The following is a 22,603-nucleotide window of genomic DNA, read 5'->3' on the forward strand; positions in this document are numbered from 1 at the left end:
GCGGTGGCGTTTCGTCTCGGTCGCTTCGCTCCCTCGCTCAACGACCGCAAACTCCCGGTCGTTGAGCGAGCGAAGCGAGACCAAACGCCACCCCGAGCCCGCCGTCAGGTCAGGCGGGTCGACATCCCGAGCTGGGCGAGCACGGCGTTCTCGACGATCTGGACGACGTTGTAGAGCACGAGCGTCAGCAGTGTGATGACCGCGACCGATGCCCACAGGTCGTCGAAGCGCGCGGAGGCGCTGAACTTCTGGATCATCCCGCCGATGCCGGTGCCCGTCGACAGCCACTCCGCCAGGAGCGCGCCCGTCACGGCGCCGGGCACCGACACGCGCGCCGCCGCGAACAGCGACGGCGCCGCGCCGGGGAAGTTGACCTTCCGCATCGCGGTCGCCCGCATCCCGCCGTACACGTGCACGAGGTCCAGGCTCTGCGGCGTCGCGCGGCTCAGGCCGTACAGGACCGACGCGAGCGCGGGGAAGAGCACGACGATGCTCCCGATGACGGCGACGGATGCTGTCGACCCGCGTCCGGTGATGAGGATGATGACGGGGGCCAGGGCCACGAGCGGGACGCTGCGCAGCAGGAGCGCGAGGGGCATGACGCCCGCCTCGACGGCCTTGGAGAGCGAGAAGGCGATCGCCAGCGCGATGGCTGCCAGCATCCCGACGACGAAGCCGATCGCGGCATCCTGCATCGTCTGGGCGAGCAGGGGCGCGAGCTCCGCGCGGTTCTCCGCGGCATCCTCACCCGTGAAGAGATGCTCGAAGACCTGAAGCGGGCCCTTCGCGACGTAGGGCGAGATGCCCGTGAGGCTCACGACCGCCTGCCACAGGAGCAGGATCACGACGATGCTCACGAGGGAGTAGCCCGTCGAGCGGAGGACGGTCCGCTGGATTCCGCGGCTGCGCATCAGGCCGCCCTCCCCGAGACCCACGGCGTCACGGCACGTGCCACCAAGCCCACGACGAGATACCCCGCCAGGGCGATGAGAGCCGTCAGGAGGAAGACGGCCCACACCCGCGCCGAGTCGAGGTCGCCCTGCAGCTTGATGAGGGTGATGCCGACGCCGCGGTCGATCGCACCCATGTACTCGCCGAGCACGGCGCCGAGGAAGGCGCTCGGCACGGCGATCTGCAGGGCGTTGAGGATCGACGGGAGCGCAGCGATGAGCCGGACTTTGCGCAGCTGCATGAAGCGCGAACCGCCGTAGACGCGCACGACGTCGAGGCTCGCCCTGTCGGCGGCCTTGAAGCCGAGCACGGCGCCGACGACCGTCGTGAAGAACACCGCGAGGGCCGCGAGGAAGATCGCCGTCGAGCTGGGGTCGCCGGGCCGCTTCGCACCGCCCAGCGTCACGATCGCGATGCCGCCGACGGCGACGACGGGAAGGCAGTAGCTCACGACCGCGACCTGCATCACGATCGGCTCGATCCGCGGGATGACGAGCACCGTGGCCGCGAGGAGGAGCGCGACGCCGTTGCCCCACGCGTACCCGATGATGGCCTCCGAGATCGTGACCTGGAAGACCGTCCAGTAGGGCGCGAGCCCGTCCGAGACGATCGTCTGGAGCACCGTGAGCGGCGAGGGCACGGGCGTGTAGTCGGTGCCCGCGGGGGGCGTGAAGACCGTCGCCGCGAAGATCCACCACGCGACGACGAGCACGACGGCTCCGATGACGGCCGCGAGCCAGGTCGGCATCGCCCGGCGGCGCATCAGGCCTCCGCGGCGGCGCGGCCGTCGGCGCCGAAGAGCAGCTCGGACGCGCGGTCGACGAGCTCGTGGAACTCGGGCGTGCGCTGCATCTCGGGCAGGCGCGGGCGGGGGAGGTCGATCTCGATGATCTCCTTGACGCGGCCCGGCCGCGGCGACATGACGGCGACGCGGTCCGACAGGAAGATCGCCTCCGTGATGCCGTGCGTCACGAGGAGCGTCGTCGCGGGCTTCTCGGTCCAGATGCGCAGGAGCTCGAGGTTGAGGTTCTGGCGCGTCATGTCGTCGAGCGCGCCGAAGGGCTCGTCGAGGAGGAGGACGGAGGGCTTGAGGGCGAGCGCGCGGGCGATCGAGACGCGCTGGCGCATGCCGCCGCTCAGCTGCGCGGGGCGGGACTTCTCGAAGCCCGTCAGGCCCACGAGCCCGATGAGCTCGTCGATGTACGCCTTGTCGACGCTGCGGCCGGCGACCTCGAACGGCAGCCGGATGTTGCTCTCGACGGTCCGCCACGGCAGCAGCGCGTGGTCCTGGAACGCGATGCCGAGCTCACTCGCGGCGCGCAGCTCGTGCGGCGTCTTGCCGTCGACCCGGACCTCGCCCGACGACGGCGACTCGAGGTCGGCGAGGATCCGCAGGATCGTCGACTTGCCGCAGCCCGAGGGGCCGAGGAGGGCGAGGAACGATCCCTGGTCGGTGTGCAGGTGGGTGTCCTGCAGCGCCGTCACGGTGCGACCGCGCCCCGTGCTGAAGGTCTTGCTGAGACCGTCGATCCGGATGCCGGTGCCCGTCTGGACACCGGCATCCGGCGCGGTGGTGCGCTCGATCATGATCAGGGGAGGTAGTCGATCAGGTCGGGGTTCTCGGCGTAGATCTCATCGATGATCGTCGTGTCGAAGAGGTCCTCGACGTCGACGTCCCAGCCGGCTGCGGCGAGCGAGTCGATCGTCTGCTCCTTGAGCTCGTCCGAGATCGTGAAGAGGCCGCTCGCCTCGGTCTCCTCGGTCGAGATGAGCAGCTTCTCGGCCTCAAGGCCGAGGGCCGTCTTCTCCGGGTCGAGGTCGCCGAACACGGCCTCGAGACCGTCCGCCGACTCATCCGCCGCCTGGTTGTAGTACTTCGTGATGAGCGACACGGTCTCGTCGGTCGACTCCGTGAAGACGTCGCTCCAGCCCTTGATCTCGGCGATGAGGAACGCCTTCAGGAGCTCCTTGTTCTCGGCGAGGTACTGGTCGGTGACGCTGTAGGTCTCGGCGACGTACGGGACGCCGTTCTCGGCGTAGGCGAGGTTCGTCGTCTCGTAGCCCGCGAGTTCCACGGTGATGGCCTCGTTGGTGAGGTACGCCATGAAGCCGTCGACATCGCCGTTCATGAGCGGCGTCGGGTCGAAGTCGACGGGGACGACGGTGACCTCCGACGGGTCGATCCCGTTGGCGTTGAGGAGCGCTGCGAAGACCGAGGCGTTGGAGTCCTGCACGCCGATCTTCTTGCCGATGAGGTCCTCGGGCGTCTGGATGTTCCCACCGTCGGCGAGGGACAGGATCGTGAACGGGTTCTTCTGGAACGTCGCGCCGATGATCTTCAGCGGCGCATCCTGCTCGGCGATCGCCGCGCCGATCGAGGCGGCATCGCTCAGCGCGACCTGGACCGTGCCGGACAGGAGCTTCGCGACGCCCGTGTCGGGGCCCGAGATGCCGATCACGTCGGAGAAGCCGGCCTCGTCGTAGTAGCCGTTCTCGTACGCGTAGAACTCGCCGGCGAACTCCTCGTTCTTGATCCACGAGTACTGGACGCTGATCTCGCCGTAGGAGGCGGCCTCGCCGTCGCTCGATCCGGGCTCGGAGGTCGCGCCGGACGACGCGCACGCCCCGAGGGCGAGGCTCGACGCGGCGAGGCCGACTGCGAGGGCGAGGAGGCGACCGCGGATGCCGCGGCGCGCTGCTGTGCTGTGTGATGCCATCGGGAACCCTTTCAGGGTGGGAGCTGTCCGCCCGACGCTATTCCCCGCACGTTTCCGCACGTGCGCACACGTGTTTCCGCGGTGTGACACTCAGACCGAGGGGATGTCGGACTCAGGGTCGCGGCATCCCGCGGGTGTTCCGCGCAGCCCGCCAGACCCGATCGCGGGAGAACGGCTGCTCGAAGACCCGCGTCCCGAGCGCGCGCGAGATGGCGTTGCCGATCGCGGGCGCGACGGGGTTGTACGGTGACTCGCTCATCGACTTCGCGCCGAAGGGCCCCAGGTCGTCCGACGTCTGGGCGAAGTACACCTCCGTCACGGGCACGTCCGCCATCTGCGGCACGCGGTACTGCCGGAACACGGGGTTCAGCACCTGGCCGTCCTCGACGAAGACCTCCTCGTACAGCGCGCTGCCGAGGCCCTGCGCGGCCCCGCCCTCGACCTGGCCGCGGCACTGCGCCGGGTTCATGACGAACCCGGCATCCGCGGCCTGCACCGACTGCAGCACCCGCACGGTCCCCGTCTCGGGCTCGACGGCGACCCGCGCGGCGTGCACGTTGAAGACGAGGGATCGGACGTCGCCGAACTCCCGCCCGTCTGCGACGAGTCCGTCGGCGCTGCGCTGGGACTCGGGGGCGGCCTCGACGATCCGCGCGAACCCGACGAGGCCCGCGGGCGTGCGCACGCCGTCCTCTGCGAGGACGCACTCCTCGGCGGGGGCTCCGGACAGCTCGGCCGCGATCGTGACCATCCGCTCCCGCAGCGTCGTGCACGCGGCGTGCAGCGCCTTGCCCGCCACCGTGATCCCGGCCGACGCGAACGCGCCGGTGTCGTGGCGGACGGCATCCGTATCGGAGCTGCGCAGGTCGAGGCGGTCGAAGGATGCCGCCAGCACCGTGGACGCGATCTGGCGGTGCACCGTGGTGGTGCCGTTGCCGAACTCGGCCGTGCCGGCTGCGAGCAGGTAGGTGCCGTCGGGGCGGAGCGTCGCCGTCGTGTGCGAGATGTGGCCGCCGGGGGCCATGGTGGACAGCATCCCGAGCGCCATGCCCTCGCCCGTGAGCCAGCCGGACGGCGCCGACACGCCGTTGCCGCGGCGCAGCGCCGCCTCGGCGAGGTCGAGGCACTGGTCGAGGCCGTAGCTGCCCCACACGAGGTCGTCCTCGTAGTCGTCCTCGGTCTCGTGGAGCGAGTCGCCCTCCTGCACGACGTTGAGCCGTCGGATCTCGAAGGGGTCCATGCCGAGGCGCTCGGCGAGCATGTCCATCGCCGATTCGACGCCGAGCATGACCTGGCCCAGGCCGTAGCCGCGGAAGGCGCCGGAGGGGACGTTGTTCGTGTAGACCACCTCGGCGTCGACCCGCTTGACGGGGCTCTTGTACACGGCGATCGACTCGGCGCAGCCGTGGAACATGACGCCGATCGCGTGATTGCCGTACGCGCCCGTGTCGCTCAGGACGTCGACCTTCATGGCGGTGAGGAGTCCCTCGGCGGTCGCGCCGAGCGACACCGAGACGCGCATGGGATGCCGCACCGACGCGCGGCGGAACTCGTCGGTGCGCGAGAACTCGTACGCGACAGGCCGGCCCGTGCGCAGCACCGCGAGGGCGACGAGGTCCTCCGCGAAGATCTCCTGCTTGCCGCCGAACCCGCCGCCCACCCGCGCCGCGAAGACGCGGACGCGATCGCGGTCGAGGTCGAACAGGTGCGCGAGCTCGTTCCGCGTGAGGAACGGCACCTGCGTGCTCGATCGGATGACGAGCCGCCCGTCGTCGTCGAGTCGGCCGATCGCGCCGTGCGTCTCGAGCTGCGCGTGTGTCACGCGCTGCGTCTGCCACGTGCCGCGCACCGTGACGGCGGACTCCGCCAGCGCCTGGTCGACGTCTCCGCCGAAGCCGTCGTGGAGCGTCGCGATGACGTTGCGGGATGCCTCGGCGACTCGATCGGCGGGGGTCAGGTGCGGGTGCACGAGCGGAGCGCCCGGCTGCCGGGCCTGCTCAGGGTCGAACACGGCGGGCAGGACGTCGTACTCGACGCGGATGCGGCGCAGAGCCTCCTCCGCCGCGGCGCCCGTCTCTGCCACGACGGCCGCGACCCGCTGGCCGATGTGCCGGACGACGTCGTCGAGCAGGCGGAGGTCGTCGGGATCGTCCTCGCGGTGCTCGTGGCGGGCCGAGGAGTAGCGCTTGGCCGGGGCATCCTCGTGAGTGAAGACCGCGACGACTCCGGGGACGGCAAGGGCTTCGGCGGTGTCGATGGACGTGATGCGGGCGTGCGCGTGGGGCGACCCCAGGACGCGGAGCACGAGGGCGCCGGGCACGGTCGTGTCGAACGTGAAGGGCTCGAGGCCCTGCACGACGCGCCGGGCGGCCTCGGGGACGACCGAGCGGCCGACGCCCTGGTCCGGACTGCCGGGCGTGGGCGCCGCGCTCGCGCGTTTCGTCTCGGTCGCTCCGCTCCCTCGCTCAACGACCGGAGGGTTCGACCCCGCCGATCCGGTCTCGTGGACAGGCCCGAGGACCGATTCCGTGATCGCATCGCGGATGGGGCGGTAGCCCGTGCAGCGGCACAGGCTGCCCTTCATGCGGCGGTCGAGGTCGGGCAGGTCGTCCGCGGTGAGGCTCGATGCGGTGACGCTCATGCCGGGCGTGCAGAACCCGCACTGGAAGCCGAAGTGCTCGACGAGGGCCTCCTGCACGGGGTGCAGGGCGTCGCCGGGCGCGAGGCCCGCCGCCGTCGTGACGCTCGCGCCTTCTGCCCGAACGGCGGGGATGATGCACGAGTGCACGGGCTCGCCGTCGAGGATCACGGCGCACGCCCCGCAGTCGCCCGCGTCGCACCCCTTCTTGACCTCGAACCGGCCGTGCTCGCGAAGGAGCGTGCGCAGGCACTGACCCGGGCGCGGCTCGGCGTCGAGGGGCTCGCCGTTGACCTCGAGCCTCATGCGGCGGGCCCTTCTGCGAGCTCGGCCCGGATCCGCTCCGCGAGCACCTCTGAGACGGCGCGCCGCCAGTCCGCTGCGCCGAGCGGGTCGGTGTAATAGCCGGGTGCGGCCTCGACGTCTGCTGCGAGAGTCTCAGCATCCGGGAGCGACGCGTAGCGCAGCACGACCGGCCGCAGCGTCGCGGCCGTGACGCCGAACACCGCGGACCCGTCCTCGTCCACACGCCCTGTGACGACCGCCCCGGACCGGCCGAGTTCCGCGAGCGCGATCTTGCGCAGGACCGCCCGCGAGCGCAGTGCCGCCGCGGGCAGCTCGACGGCCCGCAGCACGTCGCCGGCCGCCAGGCCGTTCGTGCCGTTGCCCGTCACGAGGTCGGCCACGGGGAGGCGGCGCTCGCCGCCGTCGGGCGTCCAGACGACGGCGACGCCGTCCAGGGCTGCCGCCAGCGAGACCATCGCGCCGGCGGCGAACGACCGGCACACGTTGCCGCCCACCGTCGCCGTGTTCCAGATCTTGAAGGATGCCAGGAGGGCGTTCGCGGCATCCGGGATCATCGCCGTCGCGGTCCACTCGGGCGGTCGGGGCGGATGGGCGGCGCGATCGCGGGACCACGCGACCAGGCGCGCGATCGTGCATGTCGCGCCGATCCGCAGTCCCGCGTCGGCGACCTCGAGGTCGGGCCAGCCGAGCGTGGTGAGGTCGACGAACCCCGTCGTGGCGGGCTGAGGCTCGCTCATGAGCCACGTGCCGCCCGCGATCAGGGTCTCGCCCGGGGCGAGCGCGAGGTCGTCGCGCGTACGCGCTCGCCGGTAGGTCGTGACGGTGTCGATGTCCACGGATGCCTCGCTACAGCCGGGCCGCGAGCTCGCGCGAGGCGGCCGCGACCTCGTCCGCGATGATGGGCTCCTCGGCGGTCGCGAGCTCGCCGTCGACGACGATCGCCCGGCCGCCGACGAGGAGCCGGTGGAGGGGCGGCATCGCGCCCAGGCCGAGGGCTGCGACCGGATCGAGGATGCCGGCGTGCTCCACCCCGTCGACGCGCCAGACGGCGATGTCGGCGAGCTTGCCGGGTTCGAGTGAGCCGATCTCGGCGTCCCGGCCCAGCACGCGCGCGCCCCCCATCGTCGCGACGCGCAGGCCGTCGCGGACGCTGAACGAGTCGGCGCCCGTACGGAGGCGGTTCATGAGCACGGCCTCGCGGATCTCGATGCCCAGCTGCCCCGACTCGTTGGAGGCGGCGCCGTCGACGCCGAGCCCGACGGGCACGCCCGCGCGCAGCAGATCGCGCACGGGCGCGATGCCGGCCGCGAGACGGCCGTTGGACGAAGGGCAGTGCGCGACGCCCGTGCCGGTCGCGGCATATCTCTCTATCGCGCGCTCGTCCAGATGCACGCAGTGCGCCATCCAGACGTCGTCGCCGAGCCAGCCGAGGTCTTCGAGGTACTGCGTCGGGGTCTTGCCGAAGCGCTCGGCGCAGTAGGCGTCCTCCTCGACGGTCTCGGACGCGTGCGTGTGCAGCCGCACGTCGAGGCTCCGCGCGAGCATGGCGGCTTCGCGCAGGAGGTCGGCCGTCACGGAGAACGGCGAGCACGGTGCGATCGCGACGTGCACGAGCGACCCGAACGACGCGTCGTGCCATTGCTCGACGGAAGCCTCCGAGGCGCGGAGCGCGGCATCCGTCGTCTCGACTGCGAAGTCCGGCGGCAGGCCGCCCTGCGAGGCACCGAGGTCCATCGACCCGCGCGTCGCGTGCAGGCGCACGCCCACGCGCGCCGCGGACTCCACGATCGCTCCGACGATGTCGCCCGAGCCCTTGGGGAAGATGTAGTGATGGTCGCCGACCGTCGTGCAGCCGGACCGCGCGAGCACCGCCATGGCTCCCGCCGCTCCCGCACGGGTCAGATCCGCGTCGATGCGCGACCACAGCGGGTACAGAGCAGTGAGCCAGTCGAAGAGGATCGCGTCCTGCGCGTAGCCGCGCGTGAGCCACTGGTACAGGTGATGGTGCGTGTTGATCAGGCCGGGCGTGACGAGGCATCCGCGCGCATCGATGATCTCGGCATCCTCGCGCTGCTCGGCCGCTGTCGGCCCTGCCCCGACCGTCGTGATGACGCCGTCGTCGATGACGACGTGCCCTGCCCTGTGCTCGGTGCCGACGGGGTCGACGCTTGCGACGAAGCCGCCTTCGATGATGGTGCGCACGTGGATCCTGTCGGTCTCGGTCAGCGTCGGGGCGTCGTCGTGGTCTGCGGGTTCTGGGATGTCGAGCAGTATGCCGCTGGGGGAATGTCCGGGATCTCGTTGCGGCGGTGCAGCGGTCCCGCCGTCTCGCGCAGCGGCAGGCCGGACCCGCCGTGGCGCGAGGCGACGATCTCGGCGACGACCGACACGGCCGACTCGAGCGGAGCCGCACCGCCGACGTCGAGTCCCAGGGGGGAGTGCAGGCGAGCCTGCGTCACGTCGTCGACCCCGGCCTCGCGCAGGAGCGCGGCGCGATGCGCGACCGTCGAGCGCGCACCCATCGCTCCGACGAAGCCGACGGGCAGCGCGAGGGCGGCCCGGATCGCCGGCACGTCGATCCGCTCGTCGTGCGTCAGGATGCAGACCGCCGTGCGTGCGTCGAGGGTCTCGGGGTCGAGCGCCGCGAGGTATTCGTGCGGCAGGGCGACGACGACCTCGTCGGCCTCGGGGAAGCGCTCGGGTGTCGCCATGAGCTCCCACACATCGCACACCGAGACCGCGAAGCCCGCCGCCGAGCCGACGCGGCACAGCGCCGCGGCGTGCTCGCCCGCGCCGAGGATGATGAGCCGCGGACGCGGCGCGTGCGAGAGCACGAGCACGCCGTCCGCCGTCAGGACGCTCTCGCGGTACGCGACGGCGTGTCCGACGGGCTGTCCGACGGGCGAAGCGGGATCGCCGCCAGGCGCGACGATGCGGACGCGCGGATCGCCCGCGACGTCGAGTGCGATCGTGACGGGGAGATCGGATGCCGCGGCCTCGAGCGCCGCGCGGGCGGCGGCGTCCGCCGGCGAGAGGCGGTAGCCCACGACGTCGACGGAGCCGCCGCACGCGAGCCCCGCTGCGTGCGCGGTCTCGTCGCTGAAGCCGAAGCTCGCCGTGCGGGTCGATCCCGTCGCGAGGACGGCGAGGGCGAGCGCGACGGCCTCGGACTCGACGCATCCGCCCGAGATCGACCCGATGACCCGCCCGTCGCGCGTGACCGCCATCGACGCGCCGACACCGCGCGGCGCGCTGCGCGCGACCCGGATCACCGTGACGACTGCGACGTGCTCGCCCGCCGCCAGGACGGGGAGCACTTCGCCTGCCAACTCGAGCATGCAGTCACGCTACGCCCGACGTGTTTCCTGCGCGCTACGCTGTCGTGACCATGAGCGAAGCCGCCCCGGTCGCCTCTGGGCTCGTGCTCGCCGCGGGCGCCGGCACGCGCTTCGGCGGCCCGAAGGCGCTCGCCCGACTGCCCGACGGAACGCCCTGGGTGGCCCGTGCCGTGCAGGCCCTGACGGATGCCGACTGCCGCCGCGTCGTCGTCGCGCTCGGCGCTGCCGCGGTCGAGGCGCGACTTCTCGTGCCGGAGGATGCCGAGATCGTCGAGGTGCCGGACTGGGCAGAGGGACTCAGCGCGACGCTCCGCTCGGGGCTGCGCGCCGCGAGCATCGAGGGGACGGATGCTGTCGCCATCGTGCCCGTCGACACCCCAGCCATGCCCGCCGCCGCTGTGCGCCGGGTGCTCGCCGCAGGTACCGGCGGCCGCGCGGCGGTCGTGCAGGCCGTGTATCGGGGCGTGCCGGGGCATCCCGTCCTGATCGGCGCCGACCACGTCGAGCCGCTCCTGGCGACCCTGTCAGGTGACCGCGGCGCCCGCGCCTACCTCGTCGCGCAGGGCGCGCTCGAGGTCGAGTGCGCCGACCTCTGGTCCGGCGCCGACATCGACACCCGCTGATCCGGGCCGCGCTCACCCGGTCCCCGGGCTCGTCGACGGGCCGGAAGAGGATCGAGGTGCCCGGTCGTTGAGCGAGGCCGCCGAAGGCGCCCGAGACGAAACGCTCGAGCCCGGCGTGCGCGCCGCGTCGGAGGCGTTTCGTCTCGCTCCGCTCGCTCACCGACCGGGCAGCCGCGCGTCAGCCGATCACGACGTTCTCGGGCTCCTCGCCCCGCGCAAGCCGCTCGATCTGGCTGCGGACGAGCCGGGCGATCCGCGGGCGCATCGCGCTGGACGCGCCGCCGACGTGCGGCGAGATCAGCACGCCCGGCAGCCCCCACAGCGGGTGCCCCTCCGGGAGCGGCTCGGGGTCGGTGACGTCGAGCGCGGCGCGGATGCGGCCACGCTCGACGTGGTCGACGAGCGCATCCGTGTCGATGAGCGGGCCGCGGCCGACGTTGACGACGAGCGCCCCGTCGGGGAGGGCGGCGAGGAACGCGTCGTCCACGATGTGCCGCGTCGCGTCGCCGCCCGGCAGCGACACGATGACGATGTCGGTGCGGGGGAGCAGCTCGGGCAGCTCGCCGACGGCGCGGACCAGCATCCCGTCCTCTTCGCGCGTGCGGCTCGCTACGGGCGTGAACTCGACTTCGAAACCGGACAGGCGTGCCGCGATCGCCTTGCCCACACCGCCGTAGCCGAGGAGCAGGATGCGCCGGTCGGCCAGGCTCTCGGCGAAGACCGGAGACCAGCGCCCGTTCGCCGTGTCGACAGCGAAGGCGTCGACCCGCCGCTGCGAGGCGAGCGTGAGGGCGACGGCGAGCTCGGCCGTCGACGTCTCGTGCACCGAGGCCGCGTTGGCGAAGCGCAGGCCCTCGGGCAGCACGTCCTCGACGCCCTCGTACCCGATGGACTGGCTCTGCACGAGGCCGACACGCACGCCCTCGAGCCGCTCGAGGACCGTTGCCATCTTCATGTACGGCGGCACCACGAGGTCGAACGCATCACGCGGGCTCGGATCGTCCATCGGCCACACGACCACCTCCACGCCCTCGGGAAGAGGGTGGATGTCGCGGACGAGCTCTTCGGTCGGCACTGAGACGATGAGCGGGCGGATGCTGTCGGTCACGCCTCAACGCTAGCGGCGCGGCGCGGCTCCGGACGCCCGTCGCGGGCCGGCGATAGCCTCCACCCAGCGGACCACCCAGCCCGGGACGCGGCCGCAGAGGAGGCGACGATGCTGGTTCCCGAGATCAACTACTGGGCCGTGCTCATCGCGACGGCGTCGAGCATGGTCGTCGGATCGATCTGGTACACGCCGAAGGTGTTCGGCACGCGGTGGGCGAAGCTCGCGAACGTCGACATGGATCGCCCCGGGGCGAGCGCCGTGGTGCCGATCATCGTGACGGTCGTCGTGAGCTTCGTGACGGCATGGGTGCTCGCCGGAGCCGCCGCCATCGCGTGGCACTTCTACGGCGGCAGCTGGCTGTGGGGCGCGGTCGTCACGGCCGCAACGCTGTGGGCCGGCTTCACCGCGGCCAGGTTCATCACGCACGACGCGTTCGAGGGCCGCCCCGCCGCACTCACGACGATGAACATCGCGCACGAGCTCGTGACGGTGCTCGTCATGGCGCTCATCATCGGCGTCTGGCCGCCGGCCGGCACCGTCTGACCCGATCCGAAATCAGGCGATTCTGCAGAATCAGGCGATCGGATCGATCCAACGTCCTGATCTCGGCCGATACGCCTGAATTCGGGCCCCACGCGCCCGAACCCTCGACGGGAGGGGCCGAGCCGAGAGGCGAGACGGGATGCTGTCGCGCTACGCCGCCGCGCCGACGACGGCCGCGATGGCCGACGTGAAGAACGACAGGCCGTCGACGCCCGAGCGCATCGCGGCCGCGGTGTCGGGGCCGAAGCCCGGCTCGACCGCGTGCTCGGGGTGGGGCATGAGGCCCACGACGTTGCCGCGCTCGTTGGTGAGGCCCGCGATGTCGTCGACGGAGCCGTTCGGGTTGATCCCGACGTAGCGGAAGGCGATGAGGCCCTCGCCCTCGACGCGCTTGCGCGTCTCGTCGTCGGCGATGTAGCCGCCGTCGCCGTTCTTGAGGGGGATGACGATCTCCTGGCCCTCGGTGAAGTCGCTCGTCCACGCCGTCGAGGCGTTCTCGACGCGCAGGCGCTGGTCGCGGCAGATGAACTGCTGGTGCGCGTTGCGGATCAGGCCGCCGGGGAGGAGGTGGGCCTCGACGAGCACCTGGAAGCCGTTGCAGATGCCGAGGATCGGCATGCCCTTGGCCGCGGCATCCTTCACCTCCGACATGATCGGCGCGAGGGCCGCGATGGCGCCCGCCCGCAGGTAGTCGCCGTAGCTGAAGCCGCCGGGTAGCACGAGGGCGTCGACCCCCTGGAGGTCGTGGTCGCCGTGCCACAGGGCGACGGGCTCGCCGCCGGCCACGCGGATCGCGCGCTGCGCGTCGCGGTCGTCGAGCGAGCCGGGGAAGGTGATGACGCCGATGCGGGCGGTCACTCGACCACCTCGATGCCCACGACGTCCTCGATCACCGAGTTCGACAGGACGTCGTCCGCGACCTGGCGGACGGTCTCGAGGAGGGCCTCGTCGACCTCGCCCTCGACGGCGAGCTCGAAGCGCTTGCCGATGCGGACGCCGTTGAAGCCTTCGATCCCCAGACGGGTGAAGGCGCCGGCGACGGCCTTCCCCTGCGGGTCCAGGAGCTCGGCCTTGGGCATGACGTCGACGACGATGGTGGGCATTGGGGGATCCTCCTGGCGGCCGCCTGCGGGCCGCAGCTGTCGGTCAGGGGGCGACGGGCGCAACGAGGACTCGAGACGCCGGATGTCGCGGGAGGGTGTGCCACTCCAGTCTACGGCCCGTCGCCGCCCGCCCTTCCCCGCATGTCGCCGAGCACCGTGATCCGGTCGTGACCGAACCGTGACCAAACCGTGGGAGCGCTCCCTTGACATCCATGGGAGCGCTCCCGTAACGTCCCGTGACAGATGTGAGAGCGCTCCCACGCAAAGCCTCCTCGCATCCTCTGGGGGCACCTGTTCCATGCCCTGTACCCGCACCGCAACACCAGAAAACACAAAGGAGTGACCGTGAGTTCACACGCGTTCCGGCGGACCCTGACCGCCGTCGCAGCAGTCTCCGCGTCGGCCATCGTCCTCGCCGGCTGCAGCCAGGGCGGAACGCCCGAAGCGACTTCGGACGAGCCCACCGAGCTGACCCTCGCGACGTTCAACGACTTCGGCTACACGGACGAGCTGCTCGCAGAGTTCACCGAGGAGACCGGCATCGAGGTCGTCCACAACAAGGCCGCGACGTCGAACGACGCCCGCGCGAACTTCTTCCAGAAGCTCGGCAAGGAAGGCCTCGCCGACGTCGAGGCGGTCGAGATCGACTGGTTCGCCGAGATGATGCAGTACGCCGACCTGCTCGCGCCTGCCGGTGACGACGTCAAGGGCCGCTGGCTCGACTGGAAGGAGGCGTCGGCCACCGACGCCAACGGCAACCTGGTCGCCTACGGCACCGACATCGGCCCGCAGGGCATCTGCTACCGCAAGGACCTCTTCGAGGCGGCAGGGCTCCCGACCGACCGTGCCGAGGTCGCCGGGCTCTTCACGACGTGGGACGACTTCTTCGAGGTCGGCGCCCAGTACAAGGAGGCCACCGGCAAGCCCTTCATCGACTCGGCGAACGCCGTGCTGCAGGGTCTCGTCAACCAGATCGAGATCACGTACGAGGAAGAGGACGGCACGATCGTCGCGACCGAGAACCCCGACGTCCGCGAGGCGTACGACACGGTCGTCGAGAAGGCTGTCCCGATCGCGGCCTACTCGGGCCAGTGGAGCGAGGACTGGTTCGCATCGCTCGCGAGCGGCGAGTTCGCCGCCATGCTGTGCCCCGGCTGGATGCTCGGCGTGATCTCGGGCAACGCGCCTGACACGACCGACTGGGACATCGCCGACGCGTTCCCCGGCGGCGGCGGCAACTGGGGCGGCTCGTACCTCGTCGTGCCGGCCAACGGCGCCAACACCGAGGCTGCGGCGAAGCTCGCCGCGTGGCTGACCTCGCCTGAGACGCAGATGAAGGCGTTCGCCAACGCCGGCACGTTCCCGAGCCAGATCGAGGCCCTCGAGAGCGACGAGCTCGCGGCGGCGACGAACGACTACTTCCAGGGTGCCCCGACCGGTGAGATCCTCACCAACCGGGCGAACGCGATCACGGTCGCGCCGTACAAGGGCCCGAAGTACTTCCAGTACCACGACGCTCTCCAGAACGCTGTGACCCGCGTCTTCGACGGTCTCGAGGACCAGGAGACCAGCTGGAACACCTGGGTGACCGAGGTCTCGGCCTTCTAAGGCCCGCCCTCACCGGGGTGCGGGGCGCGCAAGCGCTCCGCACCCCCGCCATACCCGACCTCTTCCCGAAGGACGTCAAGTGACCACCACAGATTCGCGCCCCGCGGCGCGGGCCGAGGCATCCGATCTGCCGCCCCGCCAGCCCCGCGTGCTCTCGTTCTCGCAGCGACTGAGCAAGTGGGATCTGAGGATCTCGCCCTACCTCTACATCTCGCCGTTCTTCATCCTCTTCGCTCTCGTCGGGCTCTTCCCGATCGGCTACACGGCCGTGATCTCGTTCATGGACTGGGATCTCGTCCGCAACTCCGGGACGTTCGTCGGCTTCGACCAGTACATCTGGATCCTCACGCAGCCCCACTTCTGGACGGCGCTGCGCAATACGTTCAGCATCTTCCTGCTGTCGACGATTCCGCAGCTGATCGCGGCCCTCTTCATCGCCGCAGTGCTCGACCGCAACCTCCGCGCCAAGACGTTCTGGCGCATGAGCGTCCTGCTCCCCTTCGTCGTCGCGCCTGTCGCGGTCGGCCTCATCTTCACGGCGATCTTCGCCGACAACTTCGGACTCGTGAACACGTGGCTGGGCAACCTCGGGCTGCCCGGCATCCCGTGGCACAAGGACCCCTTCTGGAGCCACGTCGCGATCGCGACCATGGTGAACTACCGCTGGACCGGCTACAACACGCTGATCCTGCTGGCGGCCATGCAGGCCGTGAACCGTGACTACTACGAAGCTGCGACCGTCGACGGCGCCGGACCCGTCCGCCAGTTCTTCTCGATCACGCTGCCCTCCCTCAAGCCGACACTCATCTTCGTCATCATCACCGCGACGATCGGCGGCCTCCAGATCTTCGACGAGCCGCGCGTCTACGACCAGTTCGGCCGCGGCGGCGCGGGCCAGCAGTGGCTCACGATTGCGCTCTATCTCTACGACATCGGCTGGGGCCAGTGGAACTTCGGCCGCGCGGCCGCGATGGCCTGGATCCTCTTCCTGATCATCGTCCTCGTCGGTGTCGTCAACCTGCTCCTGACCCGCACCTTCGTCCGTGACGAGGGGCTGCGCTCGGAGCTCACGAAACGTCAGCAGAAAGAACTCGCCAAGCAGGCCAAGAAGGAGGTGTCGGCATGAGCCTCAGTGCACCGCCGCCCGTCGCGATCGTCGAGAGCATCCCGAACGAGCCGAAGCGCCTCCGCAATGAGCGCCGTGCCACGCGGATCCGCGGCTCGCGGCCGACCTTCTGGACGTACCTGATCCTCACGGTCGTCTTCCTCGTCGGCATCTTCCCGCTGTACTGGTCGTTCATCATCGGGTCGGGGGATGCTTCGAGCCTGCGCCGCCCGTTCGGCTGGGTGCCCGGCGCGAACTTCTTCGCCAACGTCGCCGCTGTCGCGGGCAACGAGGCCGTCAACTTCTGGCCGGCGCTGTGGAACTCGATCTACAGCTCCGCCCTCATCGCGGCGGCCGTCGTCATCACATCGACACTGGCCGGCTGGGCGTTCGCGAAGCTGAAGTTCCACGGTGGCCCGGCCCTGCTCGTCTTCGTCGTCGCGACACTTGCCGTGCCGGCGCAGCTCGGCGTCGTCCCGCTGTACATCCTCTTCTCCGACCTCGGCTGGACGGGTCAGATCGGTGCCATCATCCTGCCGGCCATCACAAGCGCGTTCGGCGTGTTCTGGATGACGCAGTACCTGCGCCAGGCCGTGCCGGACGAGCTGATCGAAGCCGCGCGCGTGGACGGGGCATCCATGATCCGCACGTTCTGGACCGTCGGCGTCACCGCCGCCCGTCCGGCCGCCGCGATGCTGTTCCTCTTCACCTTCGTGGGCGCGTGGAACAACTTCTTCTGGCCGTTCATCGTGCTCGACCGGCAGAACCCGACGCTCCCGGTCGCGCTCTCGCTCCTGCAGTCGAACTACTTCGTCGACTACTCCGTCGTGCTCGCCGGCGTCGTGCTCGCGACGATCCCGCTGCTCCTGCTCTTCATCTTCGCCGGCAAGCAGCTCGTGAGCGGCATCATGGCAGGTGCGGTCAAGGGATGACGTCGCTGACCACCTCCTCGCCGCTCGCGGCGCACGGCGCAACGCCGGAAAACGACACCTCTGTGAACAAGGACCCCCAGCCCATGACTGAGACCGACGCTCGCTCCTTCCCGACCGACTTCCTCTTCGGCGCGGCCACCGCCGCGTTCCAGATCGAGGGCGCCGCGCTCGAAGACGGCCGCCGCGCCTCCATCTGGGATGCGTTCTGCCGAGTGCCGGGCGCCGTCATCAACGCCGACAACGGCGATGTCGCGTGCGACCACTACCACCGGTACCCCGAGGACGTCGCGCTCATGAAGAGCATGGGCCTGCAGACGTACCGCTTCTCGACGTCGTGGTCGCGCGTGCGGCCCGACGGCGGTGCGCTGAACCCCAAGGGCGTCGACTTCTACAAGCGCCTCGTCGACGAGCTGCTCGGCGCCGACATCCTGCCGTGGCTGACGCTCTACCACTGGGACCTGCCGCAGGCGCTCCAGGACAAGGGCGGCTGGGCCGACCGCGACACCGCCGACCTGTTCACGGAATACGCGCTCGACATGCACGACGCGCTCGGCGACCGCGTCAAGGTCTGGACGACGCTCAACGAGCCGTGGTGCTCGTCGTTCCTCAGCTACACCGCGGGCCTGCACGCCCCCGGCCACTACAGCGTCGAGGAGGGCCTCCTCGCGTCCCACCACCTCCTGCTCGGACACGGCCAGGCTGTGCGCGCGCTCCGCGAGCGGGATGCCTCGCTCGACCTCGGCATCACGCTCAACCTGACGGTGGCCGAACCCGCCGACCCGTCCAAGCCCGAGGACCGCGAAGCCGCGCGGCTCATCGACGGCCAGTTCAACCGCTGGTTCCTCGACCCGGTGTTCCTGGGCGCCTACCCGGCCGACATCGTCGAGGACATCCGCGCCGTCGACCCCGACGCGATCGCGGCGCTCGAGAGCGCCATCCGCCCGGGCGACCTCGAGGCCATCGCGACCCGCATCGACGCGCTCGGCGTGAACTACTACCACGGGGAGCTCGTGGGCGGCACGCCGTCCCCCAACCCCCCGACGGGAGGCGACGCGCCGACAGATCGACCCGGACGCTCGCCGTACCCCGTCTCGGAAGGCGTCCACTGGTACGACCGAGGTCTGCCCCGCACGTCGATGCACTGGGAGGTGCAGCCGGAGGGCCTCACGACGCTGCTCAAGCGGGTGTCGGACGAGTACGCCGCACCGGCCGGCACCGTCCTGTACGTCACCGAGAACGGCGCGGCCTACGACGACGAGCCCGTCGTCGAGGACGGCGAGACGCGCGTCCACGACCGCGAGCGCGCCGACTTCCTCCGGGGCCACGTCGGGGCGATCCTCGACGCGATCGAGCAGGGCGTGGACGTCCGCGGCTACTTCTACTGGTCGATGCTCGACAACTTCGAGTGGGCCTGGGGTTATGAGAAGCGGTTCGGCATCGTCCGCGTCGACTACGAGACGCAGGAGCGTGCGCTGAAGGACAGCGGACGGGAATACGCTCGAATCATCGCCGCACGGGCGATCGACGCGGAGCTTTCCGAAGCCCGCCTGTAGCCTCCGGGGGGAGCTGGTCGTATGAGCACTGAAGCGCGGCACGGGCCCATCACGATCGAGGAGGTCGCCGCCGCCGCGGGGGTCTCGCGGTCCACCGTCTCTCGCGTCGTCAACGGCTCGACCTCGGTGAGCCCGAGTGCGCTCGAGTCGGTGCAGCGCGCCATCGCCGATCTGCACTACGTGCCCAATCGCGCGGCGCGGTCGCTGGCGAGCCGTCAGACGCAGGCGATCGCGCTCGTCGTGCCCGAGGACACGACGCGGTTCTTCGGCGACCCGTTCTTCGCGGCGATCGTGTCCGGCATCAACGCGCGGCTCACGCGGTCGGACTACGTCCTGAACCTCTTCATCGCGAGCGACGACCCGGGCGACAAGACGACGAGCTATCTGCGCAGCGGAGCCGTCGACGGCGCCATCATCGTGTCGCACCACACGAGCGACACGTTCATCGACCGCATCGCCGCCGCCGTCCCCGTCGTCTACGGCGGCCGGCCCGTCCGCGAGCGCGAGCGCGACTACTACGTCGACGTCGACAACGTGAGCGGGGGGCGGGATGCTGTCACCCACCTGATCGAGCGGGGTCACCGCCGCATCGGCACGATCACCGGACCACTGACGATGCCCGCGGGCGTCGACCGCCTGGAGGGGTTCCGGCAGGCTCTCGCGGCGGCCGGGCTCGAGGAGGGACCCGTCGAGGAGGGCGGCTTCACGGCCGACGGCGGAGCCGACGCGATGCGGCGCATGCTCGAGCGCGGCCCCGTGCCGGACGGGCTCTTCGTCGCGAGCGACCTCATGGCGCGGGGTGCGCTGTCGGTCCTCGCGGCCGCGGGCCTGCGCGTCCCGGAGGACGTCGCGATCATCGGGTTCGACGACTCGCCCGTCGCGACGTCCGTCACGCCGCAGCTCACGACGATGCGCCAGCCCTCGTTCCAGCAGGGCGAGGTCATGGCCAGCACGCTGCTCGACATCCTCGCGGGAGGAAGCCCCCGCCACGTCACGATCCTCGACACGGAGCTCATCGTCCGCGACTCCGTCTGACGGTCTGCGGGCGGCCGGGATCCGCGCCACCAGCGACCCGATCCCCGAGCGTGTCGAGGGGTCGAACCCGAGTCCGCGCTCCTACCTGAGGTACGTTCCCCGAGCTCGTCGAGGGGTCGATCCCGAGCCCGCGCTCCTACCTGAGGTACGTTCCCCGAGCTCGTCGAGGGGTCGATCCCGGGTCCGCGCTCCTACCTGAGGTACGTTCCCCGAGCTCGTCGAGGGGTCGAACCCGAGCCGACGAGAACCCCGGGTGCACGTTCGACGCCTCGACAGGCTCGGCGACCGCGTCTGCACGGGCGTCGGGTTGCGGTCCGGCCGATTCTCCGACGCCCATGCCACTCGGGGCACAATGGCGTCATGACGCCGACGCCGGAGGCCCCCCGATGAGCCATCACGTGCGGGTGGTGTACTGCACGCAGTGCGCCTGGATGCTGCGCGCTGCGTGGGTCGCGCAGGAGCTGCTCACGACCTTCCAGGACGAGCTCACCGGCGGCGGCGCGACGCTCGTGCCGGGCACCGGAGGGATCTTCGAGGTCTACGCCGACGACGAGCGCGTGTGGTCGCGCACCGCCGACGGCGGGTTTCCCGACATCGTCGAGCTCAAGCGCCGCGTCCGGGACCGCATAGCACCCGGCCGCGCGCTCGGTCACGCCGATCGCGCGGCGCGTCCCCGGACCTGACGCCTCAGCGTCCCGGCGAGGTCGCGAGGATCGCGTTGTTCCACGGGTCGTCGAAGGCGAGCGTCCGGCCGTCGTCGCGCACGGCGAAGCCGTGGTGGCGCAGGCGCTCCTCGAGCGCTCCGAGCGCGTCGCCGTCGGGCAGGGCGAGGTCGACGCGGCCGAGTCCCAGGGCGGGCATGCGCGGGCCGGCGCCGCGCGAGTTCCACACGTTCATCGCCATGTGGTGGTGGTATCCGCCGGCGCTCACGAAGACGGCCTGGCTGCCGAGCGCCGCCGTCTCGTCGAACCCGAGCGCATCGACGTAGAAGGCGCGGGCGGTCGCGACATCCCCGACAGACAGATGGACGTGACCGACGGATGCCGCGTCCCCCGCCGTGTCGCCCGCCAGCGCGCGCTCGGTGAGGTGCTCCTGCAGGAAGCCGTTCGGGTCGAGGAACAGCGTGTCCATCTCGACCCGGCCGTGCGTCCACGACCACGCCGTCCGGGCGCGGTCCCAGTAGAGCTCGATGCCGTTGCCCTCGGGGTCGGTGAAGTAGAACGCCTGGCTCACGAGGTGGTCGGCGCTGCCCGTGAACGTGCCCGGGGCGTTCCGCGCGACGGAGTAGAGGGCGGCCGCGAGTGCCTCCTGCGTCTGGAAGAGGATCGCCGTGTGGAACAGCCCCGCCGAGCCGGGCGTCGCAGCGCGCAGGGCGGGCTCGTGGCGGAGCACGACGACGGGTCGGCCGGCCCGGCCCAGCTCGACCGTGTCGCCCTCCGCACTGAGCACGTCGAGCGTCACGACGTCGCGGTAGTACCGCGTCATGCCGTCGAGGTCGCCGACGAGCAGCGTCACGGCGCCCATCGCGGTGTCGGCGGCGAGCCGTTCGCCCGAGGTTGCGGTCACTTCATGCATGTGAATACACAACGCGACAGCATCCGCCGTTCTTCCCTCGTCGGCGCGGAGGAGATCGTCAGCGGACGTCGATGCCCTGCGGGTCGCCGCCCAGCGGGCCGACGGCGGGGATGGGGCCGCCGTCGTCGGCTCCGGTCTTGCGCCAGCGGGCGATCGCGTTGCCGAGGTGATAGATCAGCAGCGCCGCGCCGGCTGCGATGACGATCGCGCCGAGCTGGAAGTCGCCCCACTGGATCGAGAAGCCCGCGATCGCCATGACGAGCGCGACCGCGCCGGTGTACTGGTTGACGGGGCGAGAGAAGTCGACGCGGTTGTCGACCCAGATCTTGATGCCGATGATGCCGATGAGCCCGTAGAGGGCTGTCGTCACGCCGCCGAGCACTCCGGGCGGCACCGAGTTGAACACGGCGCCGATCTTGGGGGAGAGGCTCAGGAGGATCGCCGTGGCGCCCGCGACCCAGTACGCGGCGGTCGAGTAGACGCGCGTCGCGGCCATGACGCCGATGTTCTCGCCGTAGGTCGTCGTGCCCGAGCCGCCGAAGAAGCCGGCGACGGTCGTCGCGACGCCGTCGGCGATGAGCGCCCGGCCGGTGTGCTGGTTGACGGAAGGGTCCGTCATCGTCGCGACCCCGCGCACGTGGCCGACGTTCTCGGCGATGAGGACGAGCACGACGGGCAGGAACATCGCGATGACAGACCAGGTGCCGGGCGACACGAAGTCGGGGAACTGGAAGGTCGGCAGCCCGATCCACGCGGCCTCCTCGACCGCCGAGTAGTCGATCTCGCCGGCGATCGTGGCCGCGATGTAGCCGACGATGACGCCGAGCACGATCGAGATGCGGCCCAGGAACCCGCGGAACAGGACGCTGAAGAGGATGACGGCGACGAGCGTGATGGTGCCGGTGAGCGGCTGCTGCTGGAAGTTGTCCCACGCGACGGGCGCGAGGTTGAAGCCGATGAGCGCCACGATCGCACCGGCGACGACGGGCGGCATGAGCTTGTCGATCCAGCCCATGCCGGCGAACTGCACCACGAAGCCGATCGCAGCGAGCAGGATGCCGACCGCAACGATTCCCGCGAGCGCGGACCCCGTGCCCGCGATGGCCGTCGCCGCGGTGACGGGCGCGATGAACGCGAACGACGAGCCGAGGTAGCTCGGCAGCTTATTGCGGGTGATGAGGAGGAACAGGATCGTGCCCACGCCGGAGAACAGCAGCGTGGTGCTCACGGGGAAGCCGGTGAGCACCGGCACGAGGAACGTCGCGCCGAACATCGCGACCACGTGCTGCACGCCGACCGCGACGGTCAGGCCCCAGCTCAGGCGCTCGTCCGGCTTCACCACCTTGCCGGGTGCGACGGTGCGGCCGTTGCCGTGCAGAGACCAGGTGGGCATGGCGGACTCCTCGAGGTGTCGAGCTGGGATCGCTTCACGATACCTGGGAGTTCGCTGGGAGCGGGGCGACCCCGC

21 protein-coding genes are annotated in these 22,603 nt (G+C 70.8%); 8 read left to right on the top strand and 13 right to left on the bottom strand.

Annotated features, from left to right (window positions below):
* Positions 1-104 precede the first annotated feature (104 nt).
* The 8 genes from ABZ477_RS09240 to ABZ477_RS09275 all read right to left on the bottom strand — a co-directional run bounded on the left by ABZ477_RS09240 (position 105) and on the right by ABZ477_RS09275 (position 9,950).
* Positions 105-911 (bottom strand): ABC transporter permease subunit, encoded by an 807-nt coding sequence (locus ABZ477_RS09240; protein ID WP_360131306.1) that lies wholly within the window; start codon positions 909-911, stop codon positions 105-107.
* Positions 911-1,714: an ABC transporter permease subunit gene (locus ABZ477_RS09245; RefSeq protein ID WP_360131309.1), complete on the bottom strand. Its 804-nt coding sequence runs from the start codon at positions 1,712-1,714 to the stop codon at positions 911-913. Before ABZ477_RS09245 ends, ABZ477_RS09240 begins: the two co-directional genes overlap by 1 nt.
* On the bottom strand, positions 1,714-2,538 hold the full coding sequence (locus ABZ477_RS09250; protein WP_360131312.1) for an ABC transporter ATP-binding protein: 825 nt from the start codon (positions 2,536-2,538) through the stop codon (positions 1,714-1,716). The genes ABZ477_RS09245 and ABZ477_RS09250 overlap by 1 nt, the downstream gene beginning before the upstream one ends.
* Before the next feature lie 2 nt (positions 2,539-2,540).
* Positions 2,541-3,668: an ABC transporter substrate-binding protein gene (locus ABZ477_RS09255; protein ID WP_360131315.1), complete on the bottom strand. Its 1,128-nt coding sequence runs from the start codon at positions 3,666-3,668 to the stop codon at positions 2,541-2,543.
* A gap of 112 nt (positions 3,669-3,780) precedes the next feature.
* Entirely contained in the window at positions 3,781-6,612 is a 2,832-nt protein-coding gene (locus tag ABZ477_RS09260) for a molybdopterin cofactor-binding domain-containing protein (protein ID WP_360131318.1), read from the bottom strand.
* Complete coding sequence (locus ABZ477_RS09265; RefSeq protein ID WP_360131321.1) at positions 6,609-7,448, bottom strand: FAD binding domain-containing protein; 840 nt, start codon at positions 7,446-7,448, stop codon at positions 6,609-6,611. Before ABZ477_RS09265 ends, ABZ477_RS09260 begins: the two co-directional genes overlap by 4 nt.
* A gap of 10 nt (positions 7,449-7,458) precedes the next feature.
* Entirely contained in the window at positions 7,459-8,814 is a 1,356-nt protein-coding gene (locus ABZ477_RS09270; RefSeq protein WP_360131324.1) for an 8-oxoguanine deaminase, read from the bottom strand.
* A gap of 20 nt (positions 8,815-8,834) precedes the next feature.
* A complete protein-coding gene (locus tag ABZ477_RS09275; protein WP_360131327.1) occupies positions 8,835-9,950 on the bottom strand; it encodes an XdhC family protein in 1,116 nt (371 codons plus the stop codon).
* 50 nt (positions 9,951-10,000) lie between these two features.
* Here ABZ477_RS09275 and ABZ477_RS09280 point away from each other — a divergent pair, with 50 nt between their 5' ends.
* A complete protein-coding gene (locus ABZ477_RS09280; protein ID WP_360131330.1) occupies positions 10,001-10,573 on the top strand; it encodes an NTP transferase domain-containing protein in 573 nt (190 codons plus the stop codon).
* A gap of 178 nt (positions 10,574-10,751) precedes the next feature.
* Here ABZ477_RS09280 and ABZ477_RS09285 read toward each other — a convergent pair whose 3' ends face one another.
* Positions 10,752-11,681: a 2-hydroxyacid dehydrogenase gene (locus tag ABZ477_RS09285; protein WP_360131332.1), complete on the bottom strand. Its 930-nt coding sequence runs from the start codon at positions 11,679-11,681 to the stop codon at positions 10,752-10,754.
* 111 nt (positions 11,682-11,792) lie between these two features.
* Here ABZ477_RS09285 and ABZ477_RS09290 point away from each other — a divergent pair, with 111 nt between their 5' ends.
* Positions 11,793-12,224, top strand: coding sequence for a DUF1761 domain-containing protein (locus tag ABZ477_RS09290; protein WP_360131973.1), 432 nt, complete (start codon positions 11,793-11,795; stop codon positions 12,222-12,224).
* Between the two features lie 150 nt (positions 12,225-12,374).
* Here ABZ477_RS09290 and purQ read toward each other — a convergent pair whose 3' ends face one another.
* A complete protein-coding gene (gene purQ, locus ABZ477_RS09295) occupies positions 12,375-13,082 on the bottom strand; it encodes a phosphoribosylformylglycinamidine synthase subunit PurQ (protein WP_360131335.1) in 708 nt (235 codons plus the stop codon).
* Complete coding sequence (gene purS / locus ABZ477_RS09300; protein ID WP_360131338.1) at positions 13,079-13,327, bottom strand: phosphoribosylformylglycinamidine synthase subunit PurS; 249 nt, start codon at positions 13,325-13,327, stop codon at positions 13,079-13,081. Before purS ends, purQ begins: the two co-directional genes overlap by 4 nt.
* A 345-nt stretch (positions 13,328-13,672) precedes the next feature.
* On the opposite strand from purS, the gene ABZ477_RS09305 reads away from it, so the two are divergent.
* The 6 genes from ABZ477_RS09305 to ABZ477_RS09330 all read left to right on the top strand — a co-directional run bounded on the left by ABZ477_RS09305 (position 13,673) and on the right by ABZ477_RS09330 (position 20,243).
* Entirely contained in the window at positions 13,673-14,935 is a 1,263-nt protein-coding gene (locus tag ABZ477_RS09305; protein ID WP_360131341.1) for an ABC transporter substrate-binding protein, read from the top strand.
* Positions 14,936-15,014: 79 nt separating this feature from the next.
* Positions 15,015-16,061, top strand: coding sequence for a sugar ABC transporter permease (locus tag ABZ477_RS09310; RefSeq protein WP_360131344.1), 1,047 nt, complete (start codon positions 15,015-15,017; stop codon positions 16,059-16,061).
* Positions 16,058-16,972: a carbohydrate ABC transporter permease gene (locus ABZ477_RS09315; protein WP_360131347.1), complete on the top strand. Its 915-nt coding sequence runs from the start codon at positions 16,058-16,060 to the stop codon at positions 16,970-16,972. The genes ABZ477_RS09310 and ABZ477_RS09315 overlap by 4 nt, the downstream gene beginning before the upstream one ends.
* Before the next feature lie 83 nt (positions 16,973-17,055).
* Complete coding sequence (locus tag ABZ477_RS09320) at positions 17,056-18,525, top strand: family 1 glycosylhydrolase (RefSeq protein WP_360131350.1); 1,470 nt, start codon at positions 17,056-17,058, stop codon at positions 18,523-18,525.
* Positions 18,526-18,546: 21 nt separating this feature from the next.
* Positions 18,547-19,560 carry a LacI family DNA-binding transcriptional regulator gene (locus ABZ477_RS09325; protein WP_360131353.1) on the top strand — a complete coding sequence of 338 codons (1,014 nt, stop codon included), beginning with the start codon at positions 18,547-18,549 and terminating at the stop codon, positions 19,558-19,560.
* A 386-nt stretch (positions 19,561-19,946) separates the two neighbouring features.
* Entirely contained in the window at positions 19,947-20,243 is a 297-nt protein-coding gene (locus ABZ477_RS09330; protein WP_360131356.1) for a SelT/SelW/SelH family protein, read from the top strand.
* A 4-nt stretch (positions 20,244-20,247) separates the two neighbouring features.
* On the opposite strand, the gene ABZ477_RS09335 is transcribed toward ABZ477_RS09330, so the two are convergent.
* Both ABZ477_RS09335 and ABZ477_RS09340 read right to left on the bottom strand, forming a co-directional pair.
* Positions 20,248-21,135, bottom strand: a complete 888-nt coding sequence (locus ABZ477_RS09335; RefSeq protein WP_360131359.1) for a VOC family protein — start codon at positions 21,133-21,135, stop codon at positions 20,248-20,250.
* A 58-nt stretch (positions 21,136-21,193) separates the two neighbouring features.
* Complete coding sequence (locus tag ABZ477_RS09340) at positions 21,194-22,528, bottom strand: solute carrier family 23 protein (protein WP_360131362.1); 1,335 nt, start codon at positions 22,526-22,528, stop codon at positions 21,194-21,196.
* Positions 22,529-22,603 lie beyond the last annotated feature (75 nt).

Origin of the sequence: Microbacterium sp. NPDC019599 (assembly GCF_040632175.1) — a bacterium.
Classification (GTDB): domain Bacteria; phylum Actinomycetota; class Actinomycetes; order Actinomycetales; family Microbacteriaceae; genus Microbacterium.